Here is a 23521-nt window from a genome sequence, read left to right on the forward strand (position 1 = left end):
ATGCATCGTGTCCATGGCCTTGACCCTAGGCGCGCTCGAAGCCCCGATCGAGGCTTCCGGCGCTCCAGCGATCAACATTCCAAACAGGCCCTAGGGGTGTCCGCAAAGTGGCGGCGTCCGCCCGTAGGGCGGGCGCGTGCCGGGCGCCGCGGGACAGGCGGGACTTTGCGGACACCCCCTAGCAGTAGCCGTCCACCCTGGCGCCGGCTGGAGCGAGGTTGGGCCAGGGATGCCCTGCTCTGTCGGAGGCAGCGGACCGTAGGAGGTCGAGGAGAGTGCACCCGGGGTAGCCCCGAAAACTCGCGTAGGTACCCCGGTAGTAGCAGCTCCAGTAGCTCACGACCTGGCGTTGTACGCGCGCGAAGAAGGCCGGGTTGTCCACGATGAACTGTCCGTAAGCGAGGTAGCCGCCGGTGCCTGGGGTGGCGAGATCACGGAGCTCATCGCAGATGACGACCAGGATCTCCAAGACGTACTCGCCGACCAGCTGCACGACGAAGGGAACAACCCAGGGGTTCGTGGAATCAACGACCTTCTCCAAGTGCCGTTGTCTGACCAATCCGTCGCAGTGCCTTGAGTACAGGCAGTGCAGAAGCTGTCGTTGGCGCGACGAAAGCGATGCCACCGCGTCCGTCGGCGGCTCGTCGTTGTAGAGGCGGTAAGGGATCAGAATTTTTTGGCCCTCTACAACGACCGAGAACGAGGCATGCGGCTGGAGCCGAGAACCAGGCATCACCGCCAGGACTGCCTCGGCATCGCTTGCAAGCTCGGCTGGGAACGCCGTGAGCAACGGATCGCTGCTGTTGGAACGTGGTTGCACGAGCCGAGCATAGGCGGATGCCTCGGCCAGGTAGCTGGCATTAATGGCCCCACTAGCCGCTCAACCTGCCGAAGGTATGCGGTCAGAGCACTAGGTGGCGGTGAAGAACCGCCACTGCTGGCTGTTGTTGTCCTGGTTGCGGCAGCTCCACTGGTGGATCTGCGCCCCGTCGTTCACCGACGGGCCCTCCACGTCCGTGCACTTCCCGCTGTACGCGCTGACCAGCTTGAAGTACTCGGTGGTGGTGTACTGGAGCTCCCACTTCTGGCTGCCGTAGCCCGAGCAGGTCCACTGGTGGAGACGGGCTCCGTCGGCGTACGAAGGGCCCTGGATGTCCAGGCACTTGCCGCTGTTCTCGTTGACGACGTTCCAGTAGCCGTCTGCCGTGCGGCGGAACGTCCACTTCTGGTTCAGGTCGTTGTCCAGACGGCAGCTCCACTGGTGGACGTTGCCGCCGTTGACCTTGGACCACTCCTCGACATCGGCGCACTTCGAGGAGTTCCTGTTCACCAACTTGGTCGGACCGCCCGGCGGCAGCGCCGCCGCCTGAGCGCCGTGGGCCGGCGCGGAGGTCATGAGCAGGGGCAGCACGGCCGCGGCGAGGGCGGCCAAGGCGCGGTTCTTCAGGTTCGAGGTCACGGCACGGGTTTGTAGCGGTCCCCTTCGTCCCGCCGGAAGGGGGCTCCGCCGCACCTCACCCGATCGGGCGGCCCGGTTCACCGCAGAAACGGCACGTCCGCGCCCGCCGGGAACCTCGTTCCCCCGGCCGCAGCCCCCTCTGATGCATGCTCAAAGATGCTTGATTGGAGACGATTTCGAGCAGCATCCTTCAAGTGATCTCCGTGGGCCGCTATCTTGCCAGGCGCATGCCAAAGCGGTGTGTCCGCAATCCGGACCGCACGAGGAGCTGCCCCATGAGACTCATCCGCATCCCCAGGCGCACGCACAGCACGCGCAGCACGCACAGCACGCACAGCCGTATCCCCACCCGCATGCGCAAGAAGCCCGAGCGCCGGCGCGCCCCTCTCGCCGCGCTGCTCGCCGGGGCCCTCGCCGTCGCCGGGCTGGCCGCCGCGGGGCCCATGACCTCACCCGCCGCCGCGGCTCCCGCTCCCGCGACGGCCGGGGACGCCACCGGCCTCACCCGCTCCGGAAACACCTTCACCGTCAGCACCTCCGCCGGAGCGAAGGCCCGCGTCGTCATCGCCCGCGCCGACATCTTCCGGCTCTGGCTCTCGCCCGACGGTGCCTTCACCAACGACCCGGCCGGCTCCGACCTCGCCCCCACCACCGACTTCGGCCCCGTCGACGCCTCCTCCACCGATGCGGGCGCCTACTACCGCATCACCACCGGCGCCCTGAACATCCGCGTCAACAAGGCGCCCCTGCAGTTCTCCGTCTACCGCGCCGACAACGCCACCCTCGTCTGGCAGGAGACCCGGCCCACCTCCTGGACCGGAACCCAGACCACCCAGTACCTGGCCCGCGGCGCCGAAGAGCAGTTCTACGGAACCGGCCTGCGCCTCGGCGAATGGGCGCTGCGCGACAAGACCGTTCCCATCGCCGTCGACAACAAATGGCGCGAGAACGACAACGCCAGCCCGGCCCCCTTCTACATGTCCACCAACGGCTACGGCGTCATGCGCAACACCTGGGCCCCCGGCTCCTATGGTTTCAATGCCCCCACCACCCTCACCCACGACGAGAAGCGCTTCGACGCCTGGTACTTCACCGGCGATTCGCTGAAATCCGTACTCGATGCCTACACCGATGTGAGCGGCAAGCCGTTCATGGCGCCGATGTGGGGCATGGAACTGGGCAACGCCGACTGTTTCAACGCCTCCAACCCCGCGTACCAGGGCGACCACAACCGCCTGCGCCACCAGACCACCCCCGACGTGGTCGGTTACGCCACCGACGCCCGCGCCGCCGACATGCCCTCGGGGTGGTTCCTGCCCAACGACGGTTACGGCTGCGGCTACACCGCCCCGCTCAAATCGACGGTCGACGCCCTCAAGGCCAAGGGCTTCCAGACCGGACTGTGGACCTCCACCGGTCTCGGCTCCATCGCCGACGAGGTGGGCACGGCCGGCACCCGCGGTGTGAAGACGGACGTGGCCTGGATCGGCGGCGGCTACAAGAGCGCTTTCAACGGCGTGCAGCAGGCCGTCGACGGCATCGAGAAGAACTCCGACGCCCGCCGCTACGTCTGGACCGTGGACGGATGGGCAGGCACCCAGCGCAACGCCGTCGTCTGGACCGGGGACACCAACGGCACCTGGGACGACATGCGCTGGCACGTCCCCGCCATCGCCGGCGCGGGCCTGTCCGCCCTCAACTACGCCTCCGGCGACGTCGACGGCATCTTCGGCGGCAGCCCCAAGACCTACGCCCGCGACCTCCAGTGGAAGGCCTTCACCCCCGCCTTCATGACCATGTCGGGCTGGGGCGCCACCAACCCGGCCGCCGGCTACCAGGACAAGCAGCCCTGGCGCTTCGCCGAGCCGTACCTCTCCATCAACCGCAAGTACCTCCAGCTCAAGATGCGGCTGATGCCGTACCTGTACACGATGAGCCGCACCGCGCACGAGAGCGGTGTGCCGAGCACCCGCGCCATGGTCCTGGAGTACCCGGACGACCCGGTGGCCCGCTCCAACCTCACCAGCGGCCAGTTCATGGCCGGTGATTCCTTCCTCGTCGCGCCGGTCGTCTCCGACACCTCCGTCCGCGACGGCATCTACCTGCCCGCCGGAACCTGGACGGACTACTGGAGCGGGAAGACGTACGCGGGACCCGGATGGCTGAACGGCTACCGGGCGCCGCTCGACACCCTGCCGCTGTTCGTCAAGGGCGGGGCGATCGTCCCGATGTGGCCGCAGATGAACCACACCGGCGAGAAGCCCGTCTCCACCCTCACCTACGACATCCACCCGCGCGGGAACTCCTCGTTCAGCCTGTACGAGGACGACGGGCTCACCCGCGCCTACCAGTCCGGTGCGTACGCCCGCCAACAGGTGGACGTCGCGGCCCCGGCCGCCGGCTCCGGCACGGTCACCGTCTCCGTCGGCGCCCCCACCGGCGGCTACACCGGCAAACCGGCCGCCCGCGGCTACGAGTTCAGCCTCCACCTGGCCTCCTCTCCGGACGCCGTAGCCGCCGACGGCGCCGCCCTGGGCCGCCAGACCTCCAAGGCCGCCTACGACGCGGCCGCGACCGGCTGGTTCTTCGACCCCGCCGACCGCGGCGGCATCCTGTGGGTCAAGTCCGGTACGAAGTCGGGCGCGTTCGGCGTCACGGTCACCGGCGCCTCCGTCCCGGCGGCCGACCCCCTCCCGGTGACCTCCGCCCCCGTCCCGCAGTCGGCGTGGACCCTGGTCTCCGCCGACAGCCAGGAGACCGCCGCCGAGAACGGCGCGGCCAGGAACGCCTTCGACGGCGATCCGGCCACGCTCTGGCACACCGCCTGGTCCGCGGGCACCCCGGCGGCGCTTCCGCACGAGATCCGCATCGACCTGGGAGCCCGCTACGCGGTCGACGGCCTCGGCTACCTGCCCCGCCAGGACGGCGGTGTCAACGGCCGGATCGGCGGCTACGAGGTGTACGTCTCCGACAGCACCACCGACTGGGGCCCACCCGTGGCCACCGGCACCTTCGCCGACACCGCGGCAGCCAAGTCCGTCTCCCCGGCCCCGAAGACGGGCCGCTACCTGCGCCTGCGCGCCCTGACCGAAGCCGGCGGCCGCGGCCCCTGGACCAGCGCCGCCGAGATCAGCCTGACCGGGCGAGCCGCGCCGCTCCCGGCCGACGCCACCCTCGTCCAGGCCGCGTCCGCCCGCTGCGCGGACCTGCCGCACAGTGCCACCACACCCGGCACCGAACCCACCCTGTACACCTGCCACGGCGGCCCCAACCAGCGCTGGAGCCTGACGGCCGACGGTCGGGTCACGGGCCTCGGCGGGGTCTGCCTCGACGGTACGGATGCGACCTCGGTCACCGTCCAGGCCTGCGGCGCGGCCGCCGGGCAGCGCTGGCAGCAGGGTCCGGACGGCAGCCTCCGTACGCTCGGGCAGTGCCTGGCACCCGTCGGCGCGGCCACCGCCAACGGCACCAGGCTCACCCGCGCGGCCTGCGACGGCAGCCCCGCGCAGCGCTGGGGCTTCACGCCCTGAGGGCGGCCGCCGTCAGGGCGGGCGGCCTCAGGGCGGGCGGCCTCCGAGCACGGCCTGGCAGTCCCGCCGGGCCGGCTCGGTGAGCAGCCCGCGCAGCCGGGTGAACAGGGCGAGCAGGCCCGGCCCGTGGGCCGCGCGGAAGGCCGGGTCGATCACGGCGAGGTCGAGCTCGTTCGCCGCGGTCAGCTCGGCGAAGTCCCGCCGGGACTGCCGGTCGGGGGAGTGGACGCGACCGGTGAACCGGTCGCGGAACGCCACCGCCACCGCCGCCTCGTTGCCGGTGGCGGTGGCCGGGTCATCGGCGGCGAGCGTCGGATAGGAGGCCGCGCGATCACAGCCGGCGTATAAGTGGACGATCTCCTCGGCCTCCGCGCCGATCACCGCCGCCAGTTCGGCCCGTCGCCCGACCGGCAGCAGGGCGGTGGCGAAGCCGTCCGTCCCGTAGCAGGCATGGCACAGGCCCGCGAGCCGCAGTGCGGGCCGGGCCCCCCACGCCCCGAGGCGTGCGTGCACGCGTTCCAGATGCGTCAGCAGGGTGCCGCCGGGGTGGTCCAGGTCCCCGGCGCCGAGTTCCCGAAGCAGCGCGAGGGCGCGCGCCTCCCGGCGCTCGGCCCGTGTCGGTGCCGGCATGGGCGTGGTCCTCTCCGCGTGCCTGGATTCCGTTGCCCGAACGAGGCGGGTGGGTCGACACCCGTCCACGCCCGCGCCGGGTCCGGACCGTGGCGCGGGCGCGGACGGGTTGCCGCCCTGGGCCCTGGATTGATCGTTGTCCACCCCCAGACCCAAGTCAATCCTCTGATTCCCTATCAAGAGCCAAGCTCTGACTTGGAGCAGCCGGTAGCCTGCACCCGTGACCCTCGACGATCTCCGCGTGTTCGTGGCCGTCTGCCGGGCCGGCAGCCTCAGTGCCGTCGCCCGCGACCTCGGCTGTACGCAGTCCGCGGTCAGCCAGCACGTGCGCCGCCTCGAAAAGGAGACGGGCACGGAGCTGTTGGAGCGGCACGCCCGCGGCGTCGTCCCCACCGAGGCCGGGCGCATCCTCCAGGCGGCCGCCGCCGACGGCATCGCCGGACTGGACGGCGCCCTGCGCCGCGTCGACGAACTCGTCCGCGGGGACAGCGGATCGGTGCGCATCACCACGGGCGCGACGACCGTACGGCACTTCATGTCCGAGGCCGTCGTCGATTTCCGGCGCCGCCACCCGCAGGTCAGCCTGGAGTTCCAGACCGAGAACTCCAGCCGCAGCTGCTTCGACGCCCTCGCCGCCGACGACCTGGACCTCGCCTGGATCACCATCGGCCGGCCCGTGCGCGGCATCGAGCAGCGCCCGGTGCTGGAGCTGCCCTGGGTGCTCGCGGTCTGCGCCGACGACGCCCTGGCCGCCCGGCCCCGCATCGAACCGGCCGACCTCACCGGCATCCGCCACATCCGGCTGCCGGAGAACTCCGCGTCCCGCGCCCACCTCGACGCCGCCTTCGCGCAGTCCGGCATCCGGATACGGTCCGACACCAGCGTGGCGGACTGGGACACCGCCCTGCTGCTGGCCGAACTGGGCCTCGGCCACGCCGTCGTGCCCGCCCTGCCCGGCTGGCGGGTCCCCGGATCAGAGGGCCCGCTGCGCCTCGTCCCGGTCCCCGCCCTGCCACCGCTCCCGGTCGGCTGGGCCGTCCGCCGCTGGTCGGCCCTGTCCCCGCTGGCCCGGGTCTTCGCCGACGACGTCGCCCGCAGCTGCACGGCCCGCGCCGCGCGGCAGCAGTGAGGCGGGCAGCAGCCCCACGGCCGCCAGCGCGGCCAGGGCGAACAGCGCGCCCGGCGCGGCCCCGGCCCCCGCGCCCCAGCCCGCCGCGACGGCGATGCCCAGGGTCGGACCGACGTTCACCGACGTCTGCTTGAGCCCTCCGACGACCCCCGCGTACCCGGCCGGGGCGTCCCCGACCACCGTGCCGGTGGCGGTCACCATGACCGCGGCGAACCCGGCGCCGAGCATCGCGAAGGCCGCCATGACCGCCGGGCCCGCCGCCACGGCGAGCCCGCCGATCCCGAGGACGACCAGCCCCGTGCCGGCGAGCGCGGTCCGGCGCGGCCCGTGCCGGCGCAGCGCCAGGCCCGACAGTGGCGCGCCCGCGATCATGCAGCCGGTCAGCGGGAGCACCAGCAGGCCGGTGGCGAGCGGGTCGAGCCCCCTTACGTCCTGGAGCAGGAAGGTCGCCGCGAACAGCGCCCCGAACATACCGGCGGAGACCGCCAGCAGCAGCGCCATCGAGGCCGCCACCGGCCGGGACCGGGCCACGGCTGCCGGTACCAGGGGCTGCGCGGCCCGCCGTTCGTACCGTACGAGCGCCCCCGCGAGGGCGGCTGCCCCGCCGAGCCCGAGCAGCGTCGGCGGCGCGGTCCAGCCGTGGGCCGGTACACCGGCCAGCGCGTGCACGAGTACGGCGAGGGCCGCGGCCAGCAGCGCCGCGCCGGTCAGCGCGGGCCGGTCCGGTCCGGGGCCGTCCGGCCCGGTCCGGTCCGGCGCGGGCACCCGTACGGCGAGGGCGAGCGCGGCGATCGCGAGGGCGATGGGCACGTTCAGCACGAACACGGAGCGCCAGCCCGCGTGCGCGACCAGCACGCCCCCGAGCAGAGGACCGGCCGCGGCGGCCGCGCCGATGGCACTGGTGCGCACCGCCACCGGGGTGGAGAGCCGGTCGGCCGGGTACGCGAGGCGCAGCAGCGCGAGGGTCGCCGGTTGCAGCAGGGCCCCGAACACCCCTTGGGCCGCGCGCAGGGCGATGACCCAGCCGACCCCGGGCGCCAGCGCGATCCCGGCGGAGGCCGCGGCGAAGCCGAGCACGCCGATGAGGAGGAGCCGCCGGTGCCCGTACCGGTCACCGAGGCGGCCGGCGGTGACGAGGAGGGCGGCCACGGCGAGGAGGTAGGCGGTGCTGGTCCACTGGACCTGGGCCACGCTCGCCCCGAGTTCGTGGCGCAGACTGGGCTGCGCCACGCTGAGGACCGTGCCGTCGAGCGCGACGAGCATCGCGCCGCCGACGCTGACGAGCAGCGCGATCCGCTGCCGCGTGCCGGTCACGGGCGGTCCTGCCCGAGGTGGGCGTCGAGGGCGGCGTCGACGAGCCGTTCGACGCTGGCTCCGGGGGCGGCCGCGTCGCCGAGGACCAGGGGCAGACTGCCCCAGGCCCACAGCTGGGCCACGCCGTGCAGGTTGGCCCACAGGGCGGCGGCGACGATCTCGGGATCCCCGGAGGGCCGGCAGCGGGACACGAGGCCGACGAGGAGGCGGAAGAGGGGCACCGTGGACTCGCGCAGTCGCGGCTGCTGCGCCGGGGCCTGTTCCCGGGCGGCCTGCTCCGGGGTGCCCTTCTCCCCGACGCCCTTCTCCCCGGTGCCCTCCCCTGCGGCGCCTTCCTTCCCGGTGCCTTCCCGGCCCTCGCTGTCGAGCAGGTCGTGGCGGAACATCAGCTCGAACATCCCGCGGCTCTCCAGTGCGTAGCCGACGTACGCGCACCCGAGCGCCCGCACCTGCTCGCGGGGCGAGGAGGCGGGGGCGGTCGCCGCCGCGAAGCGGTCGCCGAGGTCGGCGAATCCGCGCCGGGCGATCGCCGAGAGCAGGCAGTGGTGGGTGGGGAAGTGGCGCCGGGGCGCGCCGTGCGACACCCCGGCGCGGCGGGCGATCTCGCGCAGGCCGAGGGCGGCGGTGCCTTCGGTCAGCACGAGGTCGACGCCGACGTCGATCAGGCGTTCCCGGAGCGGCAGCGGGCTGTGGGGGTCCATGGACAGTGTCTACCAGGCTCGGTAGACACTGTCTACTCAGTGCTGCGCGTCCGCGTGCGCGTCCCGGATCGCCCGCACCAGTCCGGCGACGAGGTTCGCCCGCTCGGCCATGGCCCCGACGACCACGTACTCGTGGTCGGCGTGCGCGCCGCCGCCGACCGCGCCCAGCCCGTCGAGGGTCGGCACTCCCAGCGCCGCCGTGAAGTTGCCGTCGCTGCCGCCGCCGACCGAGCGGCCTTCGAGGCCGGGGAGCAGCTGCTGGGCGACGGCGAAGAGGTCGGCGGACGCCGACTCCGGCATCGGGGGCCGGCCGATGGACCCGTGGACCGAGATCTCCGCGTCTTCGAGGTGCGGGGCGAGCGCGGCGAACGCGGACTCGATGCGCGCCTGTTCGCGGGCCGATTCGACCCGCACGTCGGCGGTGACGGTCGCCTCGGCGGGCACGACGTTGTCCACGCCTCCCGCGGACGCGACGGTCGGGGTCACGGTCGTGCCGATCTCGGGCCGGCCGAGCGCGGCGATGTCCAGCACGAGGTGTGCCGCCTCGATCAGGGCGTTGACCCCGGCCTCGGGCTCCAGGCCCGCGTGCGAGGCCCGGCCCGCGACGGAGACGTGGAACGAGCCGCAGCCCTTGCGTCCGGTCTTCAGGGCCCCGCCGTCGGCGGCTCCTTCGAACACCAGGACCGCGCCGCAGGCCAGGGCGCGTTCCTCGATGAGGGCCCGGGAAGAGGGGGAGCCGATCTCCTCGTCGGCCGTCACCAGGATCTCGACGCCCGACAGGTCGTCGAGCAGTGCGAGCCCGTGGACGGCCTGGACCAGGCCGCCGAGCATGTCGAAGACCCCGGGACCGGTCACCCGCCCGTCCTCGACGGCGAACGGCCGGCGTTCGAGGGTGCCGAGCGGGAACACCGTGTCGTGGTGGCCGAGGATCAACACCCTCGGTTCGCCGCCGCCCGACCAGTGGACGTGCGGTCCGGTCGCGCTCTCGATGATGACGGCCTCCCCGCCGAGGCGGTTCTCGATGATGGCGGCGACGGTCTTGGCCGATACCCCCAGGGCGTCGAGGTCCCGCGAAGGGGACTCGATCTCGACGAGTGTCCTGAGGTCCTCGATCATCGCGTCCACATTCACCTGGACAACCGCACGCATCGTCATGGCGCAAGGGTAGCCGCAGCGCCACGGCGCAAAGTGCGCGGGAAGGATGGCTGAATCAAGTGCGGCCGGGACGAAAAGGGCATCCGAGGGGATGATGGAGGGGAGGAGGTGTCGGGCCATGGCGGAGCATGACGGCGGTCCCTCGGCGGCGAACCTGGAGGACGGCAAGCTGCTCAAGGAGCTGGAGGCCATCCACCGGACCCGCCACGAGACCCTGCTCTACGGGTCGGACGAGGCGCTGGTCACCCACACGCAGCGGATGAACGAGCTGGAGCACGAGTACGTGCGCCGGCATCCGCAGCGCGCCCAGACGCCGGGGCGGACCCGGTCCGGTGCCCGCGCCCGGACCGGCGAGGGCTGAGCGGCGCCACCCGCCGTGCTCGGCCTCGCGGGCTCCCGGTACGGGTGTACCCACAGAGGTACGGGTGTACCCACAGACTGAGCCTCCTTCGCCTCGAATGAGACGTTGATGTATCATTCGAGGCGAAGGAGGCTCACTGCGGTGCGAAGCGGTGGGCCTCCCCGCCCGCTCACCCGAACGGAACCCCATGCACGCCCGCCGCCCCACCGCTCCACTCGACCCGCGCCGCTGGATCGTCCTCGCGATCCTCTCCGGCAGCCTGCTGCTGATCTCCATGGACACCACGATCCTCAACGTGGCCTTCCCCTCCCTCGTCGGCGATCTCCAGCCCGGCGCCGTGCAGCAGCTGTGGATCATCGACGTCTACGCGCTCGCCCTCTCCGGCCTGCTCGTCACCGCAGGCGCCCTCGGTGACCGCTGGGGCCGCAAGCGGCTGCTCATGGCCGGCTTCGTGATCTTCTCCGTCGCCTCCCTCATCGCCGTCTTCTCCACCGAGGCCTGGCACGTGATCGCGGCCCGCGCCCTCCTCGGCGTCGGCGGCGCGGCGATCATGCCGTCCACCCTGTCGATCCTGCGCACCGTGTTCACCGACGCCAAGGAGCGGGCCTTCGCGCTCGCCGTCTGGGCCGCCGTCTTCGGCGGCGGCATGGCCTTCGGCCCGGTCATCGGCGGACTCCTCGTCCAGGACTACGGCTGGCACTCCGCCTTCCTCCTGAACCTCCCCGTCGCCGCCGTCATCGTCGCGGCCGGCCTGCGCTACCTCCCCGAATCCCGCTCCCCGCGCGGCGACGGCCGCTGGGACTGGTGGGGCGTCGGCCAGTCGATCGTCGGCATGCTCGCCCTCGCGGGCGGCATCAAGCAGCTCGGGAAGAGCGGGATCGCCGACCCCCTCCCGTGGGCCCTGCTGGCCCTCGCCGCCCTCGCGCTGACCGTCTTCGTACGCCGTCAGCTGCGCCTGGACAACCCCCTGCTCCAGGTCCGGCTGTTCGCGAAGCCCGCCTTCAGCGTCGCCGCCACCGCGATCTTCCTGCCCATGGTGGGCATGGGCGCGATCCTCTTCCTCGTCACCCAGTGGTTCCAGTACGGCCAGGGCTACACCCCGCTCGAAGCGGGGCTGCGCCTGCTGCCCGCCCCGCTCGCCCTGATCTGTGCGTCGATGGTGGCCCCCACCTTGATGCAGCGCTTCGCGATCCGGCACGTACTGGGCGCCGGACTGGTGCTCCTGGCCGCCGGCATGGCGCTGCCCTGGACGCTCCAGCAGTTCGCCGAGCTCGGCTACCCGGCGTTCGCCGTCGCCCTCACCGTCATGGGCCTGGGCGCCGGCATCGCCACCACCGTCGCCTCGGTGACGCTGATCTCGACCGCGCCCGCGGAGGAGGTCTCCAGCGCGGCCGCCATCGAGGAGACCTGCTACGAACTGGGCTCGGCCATGGGCGTCGCCATCCTCGGCAGCACCGCGGCCGTCCTGTACCGCGGCAACCTGCCGGTCCTCGATCTGGACGGCGCCACCGCCGCGGCGGTCCGCGAGTCCGTGGGCGAAGCCGCCCACATCGCCGAACGGCTGGGCGGCACCGTGGGCAAGGGCCTGATCGAGGCGGCCTCCCAGGCCTACACCCTCGCCATCACCCCGGCCTTCCTCATCGCGGGCCTCCTCGCGGTCGCCGCGGCGGCCACCACCTGGACGATGATCCCGCGCGACCTCCGGCCCACCGAGAACCACTGACCTCCCCGGGCCCGGCCGCCCGCGTCACCGCATCACGGCGTCACCGCCGCAGCGGCGACGCGGGCGCCGGGCCCAGCGTGGTGGTGCCCGGCGCCGCGCGGTGGCCGAGCCCCGTCCGGTACGCGTCCAGCGCGGCCTCGGTCCGCCCCGTACGCCGCAGCAGGTCACCCAGCAGCCGGCACAGATCCGCCAGATCCCCGCCGGCCCCGCTGCGTTCCAGCAGGGTCAGTGCCTGGACGTAGTGCTCCTCGGCGGACTCGGTCTCCCCCCGCTCCTCCGCCATCAGCCCGAGCAGCCGGTGGGCCCCGCCCGCGTGCACGGCGCCATGGCTGTCGCCCAGCTCCAGCAGCCCCGACAGCAGCTCGGCGGCCTCCTCGCAGCGGCCCAGCCGGCGCAGCACGTCGGCGAGCTCCACCTCGACCTGCGCCGTGTACAGGGCGGCCCGCCGGGCCGCGAGCATGTCCCGGGCCGTGCGCAACTCCGCCTCCGCCGCCACCAGATCGCCGCTCTGCGCCTGGACGTAGCCGCGCATCCAGTGGCAGTGCGCCAGATCCGTCCGCAGCCGCAGCTGCCGGTAGATCGCCTGTGCCTTGGCGAGGGAGGCGTCCGCGTCCGCGGGCCGCCCCGCGGCGAGGAACGTACGCGCGACCTGCCGGTGCATCCCCGCCACCAGCGCCGGATCGGCCACCTGCGGAGCCAGCGCCAGCGCCAGCTCGGCGGCGTGCGCGGCCCGCGCGTGGGCGCCCATGTCGATGTACGGGCTGATCACGGCGGCGTACAGCAGCACCAGAGCCTCCGGATCGGCCAGCCCTCCCGCGTTCAGCTCGTCGATGGCCGATTCGAGCAGGTAGCAGGCGTAGCGGAGTTCCCCGGCGAGCAGGTGCGCGACGGCCCGGCCCCGGATCGGGCGGGCCCGGCGGGGCAGCGGTTCGTCGGCCAGCAGTCGCTCCGCCGCCTCGAAGTGCCCGATGGCGTCCGGTAGTTCGCCCGCCTCCAGCGCGCAGTCGCCGAGGCCCAGCAGGGCCTCGGCCCGCTCGGCGTCGAGACCGAGCCGTTCCGCCTCCGCCAGCAGCTGCCGGTACCGGACGGCCGCCTCGGCGGCGGCCCCCGCGGCCAGCGTCCGCTGGGCGTCGGTGAGGGCCAGGCGCAGTTCGGTGGCCAGATGGGCGGGGCGCCCGGTGGTCAGCTCCTCGTACGAGGTGCCGAGCCGCTCGGCGAGGAAGCGCAGCGCCGTCTCGGAGGGGCGGACCTTGCCCGACTCCAGGGTCGAGATGTAGGCGGAGGTGTACGAGGGCTCCGCCAACGCCCGCTGTGTCAGCCCGCGTTCGGCGCGCATGCGCGCAACCCTGCGGCCGATCTCGGCCGGTTCGTCCATGTAGACCCCCTGGTCGTTCCAACTCCCCATGGTGCAGGGGCGGCAGGCCATTGCGCACCTCCCGTGCGCCCTCTAGTTTAAGCAACCGATTCAGCGCACTTATTGCACCGTTTAACTTCCGGTGACTTCCGGCTTCCCGGGGAGAACTCCATGGACGCGTCCCTCCGATTGACGCTGCGCGCCGCCCTGGCCGCGGCGTGTACGACAGCCCTGCTGCTGGCCGCGGGCCCGCTCGGCACGGCAGCCGCGGCGCCGCCGCCGATACCGGCGACGGGCGGGACCGGGACACAGGTGGAGATTCCCGGCCCCGAGGACGGCACGGTCGCCGGCTCCGGCCACGTCCGCGTCCCCGCCGCCGGCAAGGCGAAGAAGGCCCCGCAGCTCTCGGAAGCCGAGCGGGCCGCCGACGGCGAGGTCGCCAAGATGGTCGACAGCGGTCCGACGTCCGACCGGCTCGACATCGTCGTCGTCGGCGACGGCTACACCGCCGCCGAGCAGGACCGCTTCCACGCCGACGCCCGGGCCAAATGGGCCGAGATCACCGCCGTCGAGCCGTACTCCACGTACCGGAACCTCTTCAACGTCTGGACGGTCGACGCCGTCTCCCACGACTCCGGAGTCTCCGGCGACCCCACCCCGGCCACCGTCCGCGACACCGCCCTCGGCTCGTACTTCTGGTGCGAGGACATCGAGCGGCTGCTCTGCGTCGACCAGCCGAAGGTGGACGCCTACGTGGCGAAGGCGCCGGCGGCCGACCTGGTCCTGGTCCTGTCCAACAGCGCCAAGTACGGCGGGGCCGGGTACAACGAGCCGAGCGCCACCCTCGGCTACGAGGGGATATCGACTGCCTCCGCGGGCAACGCGAAATCCGGGCAGGTCGCCATCCACGAGACCGGCCACTCGCTGGGCAAGCTGGCGGACGAGTACTTCTACCCCGACACCCCCGGCTACGAGAAGTACGAGGGCGCGGAGCCCGCCGACTCCAACACCTCCACGCTGCCCGCCGACCGGATGGCCGCCGAACGGGCCAAGTGGTACCGCTGGCTCGGCGCCGAGTCGCCCGACGGCGGCACGGTCGGCGCGTACGAGGGCGGCGGCTACTACGTCACCGGCCTCTACCGGCCGACCGACAACTCGATCATGCGCGTGCTCGGCAAGCCCTTCAACCTGCCCGGCACCGAGGCGATGATCGCGGGCTTCTACCAGCACGCGAAGCCCGCCGCCCCGATCACCCCCACCGGCCGCACGCTGCGGCTGCGCAACACGGCGAAGGTCTCCGTACCCCGGCTGGCCGGCGCGCAGAGCCGGCAGCTCGACGTCCGCTGGTACCTCGACGGCCGTGAGCTGAAGCGGTTCGCGGGCCGCACCGAGGTCGCCGTCGCCGAGCTGTGGCTCTTCGACCTGCGCACGCACAAGCTGTCGGTCACCGCCGAGGAGCGCACCCCCTCGGTCCGCGACCCGAAGATCGCCCGCACCCTGAGGTCCACCGTCGACTGGACGGTCCGCCTGTAGCGCACGAGGCGCACGAGGCGCCCGAGGCGCACGGCGAACACGGTGACCCCGAATCCGCGGGTTCGCAGGGGCCCCGCCGTTCAGGCGGCCGGCGCTTCGAGGAGGATGCCGCGGGCGGCGTAGAAGCGGGGGAGCGCCGCCCAGGGCACGGGGGCGTGTTGTTGGGAGTGGGCGGGGAAGCCGGACGGGTTGTTGATCATGATGTGGTCGTCGTCGGCGGCGACGGCCAGGACCAGGTGGCCGCCCCTTGCGGCCGGGTCGGGGTCGAGGGTGCGGATGGTCTTGTGGACCGAGAGCACGGCCAGACCGCCGGCGGCCAGCGTGGCCCGGATCCGGTCGGCCGACAGGTCGGGGACGGCCTCGGCGCGGATGCCGTACCGGGCGCGCGCGTACGCGGCGAAGGGACGGTGGATCAGGCCGTGCACGGCGTCTCCTTCGCGTACGTAGGCCCCGGCGTCGCACAGCTCCCGCAGCAGCGGGAGGGAGGGCGGGACGGGAAATCCCCAGTGATCGAGGGCCATCCGCAGGCAGGCGACGCCGCACATGCGGGGCGCCCAGAAGGCGTACTCCTCCGCGGTGCCGGCCCCCGACCTGCGCCACAGCGGATCGGTGACCGCGCTTCGGCCGGCGATGAACTCGGGGACGAGATCGGCGGACTCCCACTGGGAGTGGTACGGGACGGGGCGCAGGTGCGTGGGGCGGATCATGCTGCCCCAGTCTGGACCATGCCGGGAATTCGAGTGCGGCGTGCCGGTGCGCTTCAGGCCTCGGCCGCGTACGTCCACACGTCGCGCACCGGGGCGGGCGGCGTCGGGCTGTTCATCGCCACCTGCGTGAGCAGGATGGACACGGCGCCGGTGGCCGGAGTGACGTGGCCCGCGGTTCCGGTGCCGCCGACCCAGCCGTACCGACCCGGCACGTTCCACGGATCGCGGACCGTGACGTCCACCGAGCCGCCGAACCCCCAGCCCTGGCCCTCCAGGAACAGTTCGCCGGCGGCCCGCTGGGCCGGGGTCAGCCAGTCGGTGGTCATCTTCCGTACGGACACGGCCGACAGGAGCCGGCCCCGACCCCCTTCCAGCGCCCCCTGCGCGAGCAGCATCCGTCCGAACGCGCACCAGTCGTCGGCGGTCGAGACCAGGCCGCCGGCGCCGGAGGGGAAGGCCGGGAGGCTGCTCCACTGTCCGTGGGGGGCGTCGGTCAGCACGAGTCCGCCGTCGCCCTCGCGGTAGAAACTCGTGAACCGGCCCAGGTCGGCGGGCGGAACGCAGAACCCGGTGTCGGCCATGCCCAGCGGCTCGAAGATCCGCTCGGCCATGAACTCGGGCAGGGACTGCCCCGAGACCCGGGAGATCAGCACCCCCAGGATGTCGGAACAGGTGTTGTAGAGGAACGCCTCGCCCGGCTGGCACAGCATCGGAACGCCCGACAGCGTCTTCAGCCATTCGTCCGGTCCCACGACGTGCTGCGGCTGCGGCGACCCCTGCTTGAGCTCGCTGACGAGCGCGCCCACCGCCGGCAGCGAGAAGTCCGACGGGAACCCGTACCCGGCGCGCGACGTGAGCAGGTCGAACACGGTGATCGGGCGCTCGGCGGGCACCAGGTCGTCGAGCGCGCTCCCGGGGGTACGGGCGACCAGCGGCGAGGCCAGCTCCGGCAGCCACGGCGCGATCTCGTCCTCCAGGGCCAGCAGGCCCTCCTCGACCAGCGTCATCACGGCCGCGGCCGTCACCGGTTTGGTCATCGAGGCGATCCGGAAGATCGAGTCCCGGACCATCGGAGCCGTGCCGTCGAGGTCGGCCGAACCGACGGCCGCCACCTCCACCCGGTCGCCGCGGGCCACCAGGCCCACCGCCCCGGGCAGCGATCCGCTGCTCACGTGCCGTTCCAGGATGTCGCGCAGGCCGCTCATCACTCCACCTCTCCCGATCCCGCTGCGGATGCCTCCTCCCACAGACTCCCGCAGCGCCGCCCATTCATCGGCCGGACGCGCGGCGGACGACCGGACGGGTCACCACCAGTAGGCGGGGTACCGCGGCGCCTTGCGCCGGATGCGCGACGCGGCGTACCCGGTCAGGACGAGCAGCACCGTCGCGCCGAACAGCAGCGGGACGAACCGGGCGGGGGCCGGGCTCTGGAGCACGATCACCACGGAGGTGGCGCACGCGGGCGAGTGCGGGGTGCGGGCGGCCATCAGCAGCGCGAGCGTGACACCGGCCGCGAGGGCCGCGACCCAGGCGCTGCCGCCGGCCGTGGCGAGGGCGAGGTAGCCGACGGCGGTGGCCAGCAGATGGCCGATGACCACACTGCGCGGCTGGGCCAGCGGCAGGGCGGGCGCACTGTGCACGAGGGCGGCGCTGGCGGCCAGCGGCGGGATGAGCACCGGCTCGTGCAGCAGCGCGCCGATCCCGACGAGCCCCAGCAGGACCGCGGTCACCGCGCTGGTGCTGTGGAAGGCGGCCGCGGTGGTGGGGCGGGCGGGCGCCCGGCCGGCCGCGATCCGGGACCGGGCGGACCCGGCGGCGGATTCGGGGGCGGGGGTGGCGGCGGACGGAGCGGTGGTGGCGGACGGGGAGGGCAGGACGGTGCTCATGTACGGATTCCGGGGCAGGACGACGGGGGAACGCGGTCGAGGCGGCACGGGGGCAGGGTGATCAACCGCCGCCCCGGCCTCGCGCCCGTCCCTGGTACGGCCGGCGCAGACCGGCTACGACCATATCCGTCAGGTGTGCGGGGCACGTATCCGGGGAGGGATACGGGTACGGGTACGGGTACGGGTACGGGAAGGACGGAACATGACGACGAACGCCCGAGACGCACAGCTGCCCCCGCCCGCCGCCGACCGGGCCCCCGAGCCCGCGGAGGAGGGCGGGGAGCCTGCCTGCCTGCTCCACCTGGTCTGTCCCGACTGCGGACGGCTCGCCGAGGAACGCGGAGCCCGGTCCTGCTCCCGCTGCGGCGCCCCGCTCCCGGACTCCGGACCGTGACGCCTTCGCGACCGCCCCTGATATCCACTGGCCCCGACGGGGGCGGCGGTCCTAGGGTGCGGGCCATGACGATCATGAACTCAGAATCCGTGAACCGGTCCGTGTCCCTCACCGCACAGGCCCTGCGGAAGGTGGCGCACCTCGACTGGTCCGTCCCCGCCGCCGGCCTGGAGTGGAGCTGTCACGACACCGCCGTGCACGTGGCGAGCGATTTCATCGGGTACGCCACCCAGCTCACCGGGCGCTCCACCAGCGGATACGCCCCCTTCGACATCAGCGCCGACCCCGGCACCACCCCCGACGGCCTGATCCAGGTCATAGAGGCCACCGGGGGACTGCTGTCCGCCGCCGTGGCCGTGACCGACCCCGCGGTCCGGGCCTGGCATCCGTACGGCTTCGCGGGTCCGGACGGATTCGCCGCGATGGGCGTCGTCGAGACGCTGGCGCACACCCACGACATCCTGAACGGTCTCGGCGTCCACGACTGGGAGCCCGACGCGGACCTCTGCGAGCAGGTCCTCGACCGGCTCTTCCCGCAGGTGCCGCGCGATGTCGCGGCCCCGTGGCCGACCCTGCTGTGGGCGACCGGCCGCGGCGCCCTCCCGGGCCTGCCCCGGCGCACGGCATGGCGCTGGTACGCCGAGCCCGTCGCCGCGGAACGCGTCGTGCTCTGCGAGATCTCCCCGCTCGTCGCCGCAGACCTCCGCGACGGCGGCACCGGCGGCTTCGCCTGGGCGGAGGACGGCCCCGGCGAGGGCACCCGGGTCGCCTCCGGGATGGTGGCCAAGGCGCGCGAGGAGGGTGCGTTCCGCCCGGGATGGGGCGCGTACGCCATCGTCCGCGAGCAGGACCGGCGCGCGATCGGCGGGATCGGCTTCCACGGGGCCCCGGACGCCGAGGGGAACGCGGAGGTCGGCTACGACCTCGTGCCGTCGGCCCGCGGCAACGGGTACGTCACCGACGCGCTGAAGGGCCTGGTCGTCTGGGCCTTCGCGCAGCCCGGCGTGACCGCGCTGCACGCCGAGGTGGACGCCGACAACGCGCCGTCCCACGCCGTGCTGGGCCGGGTGGGGTTCGAGCGGACGGGCTCCACCGAGGACGGTGGAGCCCGTTACACCCTGCGGGCGGCCGCTCAGTAGCCGCCGCCGCTCAGAAACCGCAGTTGGTGACCCACTTGTGGGAGGAGATGCGGTCGTTCCACTCCCACGGGACGTTGCCGGAGCCGCCGTTCGGGGCGCAGGTGGACGCACCGCCGTAGCCGATGTTCTCGTAGACGCGCACGTCCCCGAAGGAACCGGCGTACCCGTTGTTCCACCAGGACGAGGCCCGGTCGTTCATGTTGAAGTTGCCGCCGGCCCCACAGGTGCGCCAGTCGGCGTCGTCGCCGCTCCAGCCGCACGAGTGGCCGCCGCGGTTGGTGTCCTCCCAGACCCAGTAGTTGCCGTCCGCGGCCGCGCCCGAGGCCTCGGCCGTCGCGGCGGTGCCGGCCGTGGCGGCGCCGGCGGCGGTCATGGTCGAGGGGACGGCCAGCAGCGGTACGGCGAGCGCGCCGGCGAGCAGCAGGGTGCGGAACTTACGCATGGGATCCTCCGGAAGGTCGTGGGTGCGGTGTCTGGTCTTGTTCTGCGGAGCCGTGTTCCTCGGAGCCGTGTTCTTCACCTACCTGGCGCGCCATCGGCAGCGCGCCGTTCTGGAGCCGCCACCTGAGCGCGATCTCTTCCCGGTGCCGGGCACGGAGTTGTTCGCCGTAGGTGTGGTCCAGAGCCTTGGAGACCCGGGCCAGCGGAGTGCCGGACGCGCAGGTCGCTTCGATGACCGCCAGTTCCGCCTCGGCCGCGTCCGCCTCGGCCGGCGGCATGCTCTCGCCGAACCGGGCCGCGGCCTGCCGGGAGGCGTCGGGGCCCGCGTACGGGCGCCCGGCGGCCCGCATGCACGCGGCCCACTGCCCGACGGCGTCCGCGTACTGCCGGTCCTCGTGTACGCGCGTCTCGCGCACCGGCCGCAGGTTCATCGTGACGACCTTGACGCGGAACCAGGTCGCCAGATCTCCGTAGAGGGTGCGTTCGGCGTCGGCGATGCAGCCCTCGGGGGAAGCGGTGATGGTCATCCCGGTGGGCGCGGTGGCGGAGAGCCCCACGGGGGCTGAACCCATGAGCGCGGTACGGGCGGCCGCCCGCCCGGACGCCGACAGCCCGCGGAAGTACCGCTGGTTGGGATCGGCCTCCCGGGCCTGCGCCGCGGCGCGCTCGTCCCGGCCGCCGTAACCGTGGGCCCGCGCCCACTCCACGTCGTCCACCCCGTACGGGAAGGACCGCGCGTCGGCGTCCGGGGCCTCGGTGACGGCGTACGGGAAGCCCCGCCCGTCCATGCACCGGCTGATCAGGATCTGCTCGGCCCGCTCCAGCAGCCGGGTTTCGGCCGCGCTCGGCTCACGGGCGGGGGCGAGCGGTGCGGTCCGGCCGGCCGCGGCCTTGGGCGAAGGCCCACCGGGGGACCCGGCGGCCGGTCCGCAGCCTCCCAGGAGCAGGAAGGCCGCCACGGCCGCGGCCGTGGCCCGGACGGGGTGGTGTCGTTGCATCGGTGTGCTCCTTCCTCTCGCGGCGACGGCGCCGGCGACGGCAGTGCCGGGGCGCCGGTGCTGCGGCGAACTCAGGTCTAGCGGCGATCCGTTGTTCGGCGTCGGCGTGGTGGCAGTGAACAAACAATTGCTGAACAATCCATCCCAGAGGGCAGCAAACTCACCAGGTGGGAAAGGGGAGGGCATGGCCCGCAAGGAGCGTCCGCTGGAGGGTGAGGACGGACCGCTGAGGCGGTTCGCCGCCGCCTTGCGCCGCCTGCGCCACGAGGCCGGATCCCCGCCGTACCGGGACCTGGCCTCCCGCGCCCACTACTCCGTGGCGACCCTGTCCGGTGCCGCGTCCGGCCGGCGGCTGCCCAGCCTCGACGTGACGCTGTCCTACGTCCGCGCCTGCGGCGGCGACGTGGGGGAGTGGGAGCGCCGCTGGCACTCCGTCGCCGCGCAGCTGTCGGCGGCCGAAACGCCGGAGCCCGAGGAGGAACCGGCCGAGAGCGGGGCGCACGGGACTCCGTACGTCGGTCTCGCGGCCTTCCGCACCGAGGACGCGGGCCTGTTCTTCGGCCGCGAGCGGCTCGTCGAGGACCTCCTCGCAAGCCTCTCCCGGCAGCCCGTCGTGGCCCTCGTCGGCGCCTCCGGAGCCGGCAAGTCCTCGCTCCTGCACGCCGGGCTGCTGCCCCGGCTGAGCGCGCAGACCCCGCCCGCCGCGGTCCACGTCCTGACCCCCGGGCCGCACCCGCTCGACCGGGTGCGCCGAGCCCTGGACGCGCACGCGGCCGGCGGCGGCGAACTCGTGCTGATCGTCGACCAGTTCGAGGAGGTCTTCACGGTCTGCGCCGACCCCGAGGAGCGAGCCGGCTGCATCGACGCCCTCGTCGCGCAGGCCCGGCGGCCCCGGTCGGGCTGCCGCGTCGTCCTCGGCGTACGCGCCGACTTCTACGCCCACTGCACCCGGTACGCCGCCCTCGTCGAGGTGCTGCGCGACGCCCAGGTCCTCGTCGGACCGATGAGCGCGGCCGAACTGCGCCGCGCCGTCGTCGAACCGGCCCGACGGGCCGGCCTCACCGTGGAAGGCGCCCTCCAGGCCACGCTGGTCGCCCACGCCCACGGGCAGGTCGGGGTCCTGCCCCTGCTCTCCCACGCGCTCCTGGAGACCTGGCGGCGCCGCCGCGGCGCCGCCCTGACCCTGGACGGATTCCACGCGGCGGGCGGGTTCGAGGGTGCGCTCGCCCAGTCCGCGGAAACCCTCCACGCCTCCCTCTCCGCACGTCAGCAGCGGCTCGCCCAGCAGATCTTCGTCCACCTCATCGCCCTCGGCGAGGGCACGGAGGACACCAAACGCCCCGTGGCCCGCGAAGAGCTGAACCAGGACGCCGACACCGCGACCGTCCTCGCCCGGGCCGCTCGGCTGCGCCTGCTCACACTCGACGACGGGCGGGTCGAACTCACCCACGAGGCCCTCATCCGCGCCTGGCCCCGGCTGCGCGGCTGGCTGACCGACGACCGCGAACGCTTACGCCTCCACCGCCGCCTCACCGACGCCGCCCGGGCCTGGGAGGCCCTCGGCCGGGACTCCGGAGCCCTCTACCGCGGCACCCGGCTCGACCTCGCCCGTGATCTGGCCGCCACCCGCCCCATCGGACTCACCGCCGCGGAACGGGCCTTCCTCGACGCGAGCACGGCGGCCGAGGCCGCCGCCGGCAACACCGCCCGCCGCCGCGCCCGCCGCCTGCGCACCCTCGTCACCCTGCTCGCCGCCCTCGTCGTGGTGGCCGGGGTCGCCACCGCCAACGCCGTGCGCGCCGAGGACGAGGTCACCCGCCAGCGCAACGACGCCATCGCGCAGAACCTCGCCGACAGCGCCACCGACCTCGCCAACACCGAGCCGGGGCTGGCCGTGCAGCTGAGCCTGACCGCGTACCGCCTCGCGCCCACCACCAAGACGCGCGACAGCCTGGCCAGCACGCTGATGACGGCCACGCCCGTGCACGCCAAAGAGGTCCTCGCGCTCGCCTACCGCCCGGACGGCGGGCAGTTGGCGACCGCGAGCGGCGACCACACCGCCCGGCTGTGGCGGATGCACGGCACCGACCCCCCCGTCGCCGAGGCCACGCTCGGCGGTCACGGCGACGACGTGCGCTCCGTGTCCTACCGGCCGGACGGCCGCGCGCTCGCCACCGGATCCGCCGACGGGAGCGTGCGGCTGTGGGACACGGCGGACCCGTCCCGGCCGGCCCTGCTCGCCTCGCTCACCGGCCAGGGGGGCGACGTGCGCTCCCTGGCCTACGGCCCGGACGGCCGTACGCTCGCCACCTCCGGGACCGACGGCAGCGTGGGGCTGTGGGACGTGGCCGACACCTCCCGCCCCGCCCTGCTCGCCCGGCTCGCCGGGCACCGGGACGCCGTCCGCTCCGTCGCCTTCAGCCCGGACGGCCGTACGCTCGCCAGCGCGGGCGAGGACCGCGCCGTACGGCTCACCGACGTGGCGGACCCGCGGCGGCCGCAACCGCTGGCCGTCCTGGAGGGCCACGACAACGCCGTGTTCTCGGTGGCCTTCGCCCCCGACGGGCACACGCTCGCCGCCGGCAGCGGCGGACGTACCTCGATCCGCCTGTGGAACGTCACCGATCCGCGCCGCCCCGCCCCGCTCGCCGTCCTCGCGGGCCACACCGACGTCGTCGGCTCGGTGGTGTTCAGCCCCGACGGGCGCACCCTCGCCAGCGCGAGCGACGACCGCACGGTGCGCGTGTGGACCGTGGCCCGCCCCGCCCACCCCGGGCTGCTGAGCACGCTGACCGGCCATGTCACCGCCGTCAGCTCGGTCGCCTTCAGCCCGGACGGGGCGGTACTGGCCTCCGGCGGCTTCGACGCCACGGTCCGGCTGGCGGGGACCGACGAGGCGCGCGTCATCGCGGGGGCGTGCGCGCACACCGGACCGCGGATCACCCGCGCCCAGTGGTCCGCGCACCTCCCGTACGTCGACTATTCCCCGCCGTGCAGCGGCATGGAGCAGCGTCCCCGCGAGGAGACCGGACGATAGCCTCGGAGGCGGACGCCCGACACCGGCTCG

General features: G+C 73.6%; 19 protein-coding genes and 1 pseudogene. 8 read left to right on the forward strand and 12 right to left on the reverse strand.

The features are described from left to right. Positions 1–178: 178 nt before the first annotated feature. Complete coding sequence (locus AB0M92_RS33570; RefSeq protein WP_366106134.1) at positions 179–820, reverse strand: hypothetical protein; 642 nt, start codon at positions 818–820, stop codon at positions 179–181. A gap of 90 nt (positions 821–910) precedes the next feature. Beyond that, entirely contained in the window at positions 911–1459 is a 549-nt protein-coding gene (locus AB0M92_RS33575) for an RICIN domain-containing protein (protein ID WP_366106135.1), read from the reverse strand. A gap of 275 nt (positions 1460–1734) precedes the next feature. Between AB0M92_RS33575 and AB0M92_RS33580 the strand changes: the two genes are divergently transcribed. Continuing rightward, positions 1735–4989 carry a TIM-barrel domain-containing protein gene (locus tag AB0M92_RS33580; protein ID WP_366106136.1) on the forward strand — a complete coding sequence of 1085 codons (3255 nt, stop codon included), beginning with the start codon at positions 1735–1737 and terminating at the stop codon, positions 4987–4989. A gap of 27 nt (positions 4990–5016) precedes the next feature. Here the strand turns inward: AB0M92_RS33580 and AB0M92_RS33585 are convergent, their stop codons facing one another. Next, positions 5017–5619, reverse strand: coding sequence for a DUF6817 domain-containing protein (locus tag AB0M92_RS33585; RefSeq protein ID WP_366106137.1), 603 nt, complete (start codon positions 5617–5619; stop codon positions 5017–5019). A 220-nt stretch (positions 5620–5839) separates the two neighbouring features. On the opposite strand from AB0M92_RS33585, the gene AB0M92_RS33590 reads away from it, so the two are divergent. Further along, complete coding sequence (locus AB0M92_RS33590) at positions 5840–6748, forward strand: LysR family transcriptional regulator (RefSeq protein ID WP_366106138.1); 909 nt, start codon at positions 5840–5842, stop codon at positions 6746–6748. Here AB0M92_RS33590 and AB0M92_RS33595 read toward each other — a convergent pair. From AB0M92_RS33595 to AB0M92_RS33605, 3 genes and pseudogenes are all read right to left on the reverse strand, one after another. Continuing rightward, a pseudogene (locus tag AB0M92_RS33595) lies at positions 6722–8011 on the reverse strand (MFS transporter); the annotation flags it as partial. The gene AB0M92_RS33590 and the pseudogene AB0M92_RS33595 overlap by 27 nt on opposite strands. 47 nt (positions 8012–8058) lie before the next feature. Next, positions 8059–8763 (reverse strand): TetR/AcrR family transcriptional regulator, encoded by a 705-nt coding sequence (locus AB0M92_RS33600; RefSeq protein ID WP_366106139.1) that lies wholly within the window; start codon positions 8761–8763, stop codon positions 8059–8061. Between the two features lie 36 nt (positions 8764–8799). Next, on the reverse strand, positions 8800–9918 hold the full coding sequence (locus tag AB0M92_RS33605) for a M20 family metallopeptidase (protein WP_366106140.1): 1119 nt from the start codon (positions 9916–9918) through the stop codon (positions 8800–8802). Between the two features lie 118 nt (positions 9919–10036). On the opposite strand from AB0M92_RS33605, the gene AB0M92_RS33610 reads away from it, so the two are divergent. Both AB0M92_RS33610 and AB0M92_RS33615 read left to right on the forward strand, forming a co-directional pair. Then, on the forward strand, positions 10037–10279 hold the full coding sequence (locus tag AB0M92_RS33610) for a DUF6158 family protein (protein ID WP_048478198.1): 243 nt from the start codon (positions 10037–10039) through the stop codon (positions 10277–10279). 187 nt (positions 10280–10466) lie between these two features. After that, positions 10467–12002 (forward strand): MFS transporter, encoded by a 1536-nt coding sequence (locus AB0M92_RS33615; protein WP_366106141.1) that lies wholly within the window; start codon positions 10467–10469, stop codon positions 12000–12002. Positions 12003–12042: 40 nt separating this feature from the next. Here the strand turns inward: AB0M92_RS33615 and AB0M92_RS33620 are convergent, their stop codons facing one another. After that, a complete protein-coding gene (locus AB0M92_RS33620) occupies positions 12043–13377 on the reverse strand; it encodes a tetratricopeptide repeat protein (RefSeq protein ID WP_366106189.1) in 1335 nt (444 codons plus the stop codon). A 150-nt stretch (positions 13378–13527) separates the two neighbouring features. On the opposite strand from AB0M92_RS33620, the gene AB0M92_RS33625 reads away from it, so the two are divergent. Continuing rightward, on the forward strand, positions 13528–14889 hold the full coding sequence (locus tag AB0M92_RS33625) for a M64 family metallopeptidase (protein ID WP_366106142.1): 1362 nt from the start codon (positions 13528–13530) through the stop codon (positions 14887–14889). A gap of 80 nt (positions 14890–14969) precedes the next feature. Here AB0M92_RS33625 and AB0M92_RS33630 read toward each other — a convergent pair whose 3' ends face one another. The 3 genes from AB0M92_RS33630 to AB0M92_RS33640 all read right to left on the reverse strand — a co-directional run bounded on the left by AB0M92_RS33630 (position 14970) and on the right by AB0M92_RS33640 (position 17482). Next, positions 14970–15596 (reverse strand): C39 family peptidase, encoded by a 627-nt coding sequence (locus tag AB0M92_RS33630; protein ID WP_366106143.1) that lies wholly within the window; start codon positions 15594–15596, stop codon positions 14970–14972. A gap of 53 nt (positions 15597–15649) precedes the next feature. Next, entirely contained in the window at positions 15650–16801 is a 1152-nt protein-coding gene (locus AB0M92_RS33635; RefSeq protein ID WP_366106144.1) for a serine hydrolase domain-containing protein, read from the reverse strand. A 99-nt stretch (positions 16802–16900) separates the two neighbouring features. Next, positions 16901–17482: an HPP family protein gene (locus AB0M92_RS33640; protein WP_366106145.1), complete on the reverse strand. Its 582-nt coding sequence runs from the start codon at positions 17480–17482 to the stop codon at positions 16901–16903. Between the two features lie 202 nt (positions 17483–17684). Here AB0M92_RS33640 and AB0M92_RS33645 point away from each other — a divergent pair, with 202 nt between their 5' ends. Next, positions 17685–17876 (forward strand): hypothetical protein, encoded by a 192-nt coding sequence (locus AB0M92_RS33645; RefSeq protein WP_366106146.1) that lies wholly within the window; start codon positions 17685–17687, stop codon positions 17874–17876. A 65-nt stretch (positions 17877–17941) separates the two neighbouring features. Continuing rightward, positions 17942–19015, forward strand: a complete 1074-nt coding sequence (locus tag AB0M92_RS33650) for a GNAT family protein (protein ID WP_366106147.1) — start codon at positions 17942–17944, stop codon at positions 19013–19015. Positions 19016–19025: 10 nt separating this feature from the next. On the opposite strand, the gene AB0M92_RS33655 is transcribed toward AB0M92_RS33650, so the two are convergent. Both AB0M92_RS33655 and AB0M92_RS33660 read right to left on the reverse strand, forming a co-directional pair. Then, positions 19026–19457: a peptidase inhibitor family I36 protein gene (locus AB0M92_RS33655; protein WP_366106148.1), complete on the reverse strand. Its 432-nt coding sequence runs from the start codon at positions 19455–19457 to the stop codon at positions 19026–19028. Then, positions 19450–20454, reverse strand: coding sequence for a hypothetical protein (locus AB0M92_RS33660; RefSeq protein ID WP_366106149.1), 1005 nt, complete (start codon positions 20452–20454; stop codon positions 19450–19452). Before AB0M92_RS33660 ends, AB0M92_RS33655 begins: the two co-directional genes overlap by 8 nt. A 184-nt stretch (positions 20455–20638) precedes the next feature. Between AB0M92_RS33660 and AB0M92_RS33665 the strand changes: the two genes are divergently transcribed. Continuing rightward, positions 20639–23491 (forward strand): XRE family transcriptional regulator, encoded by a 2853-nt coding sequence (locus tag AB0M92_RS33665; RefSeq protein WP_366106150.1) that lies wholly within the window; start codon positions 20639–20641, stop codon positions 23489–23491. Positions 23492–23521 lie beyond the last annotated feature (30 nt).

The sequence above is a fragment of the Streptomyces sp. NPDC051582 genome, from assembly GCF_040681715.1.
Taxonomy (GTDB): Bacteria; Actinomycetota; Actinomycetes; order Streptomycetales; family Streptomycetaceae; genus Streptomyces.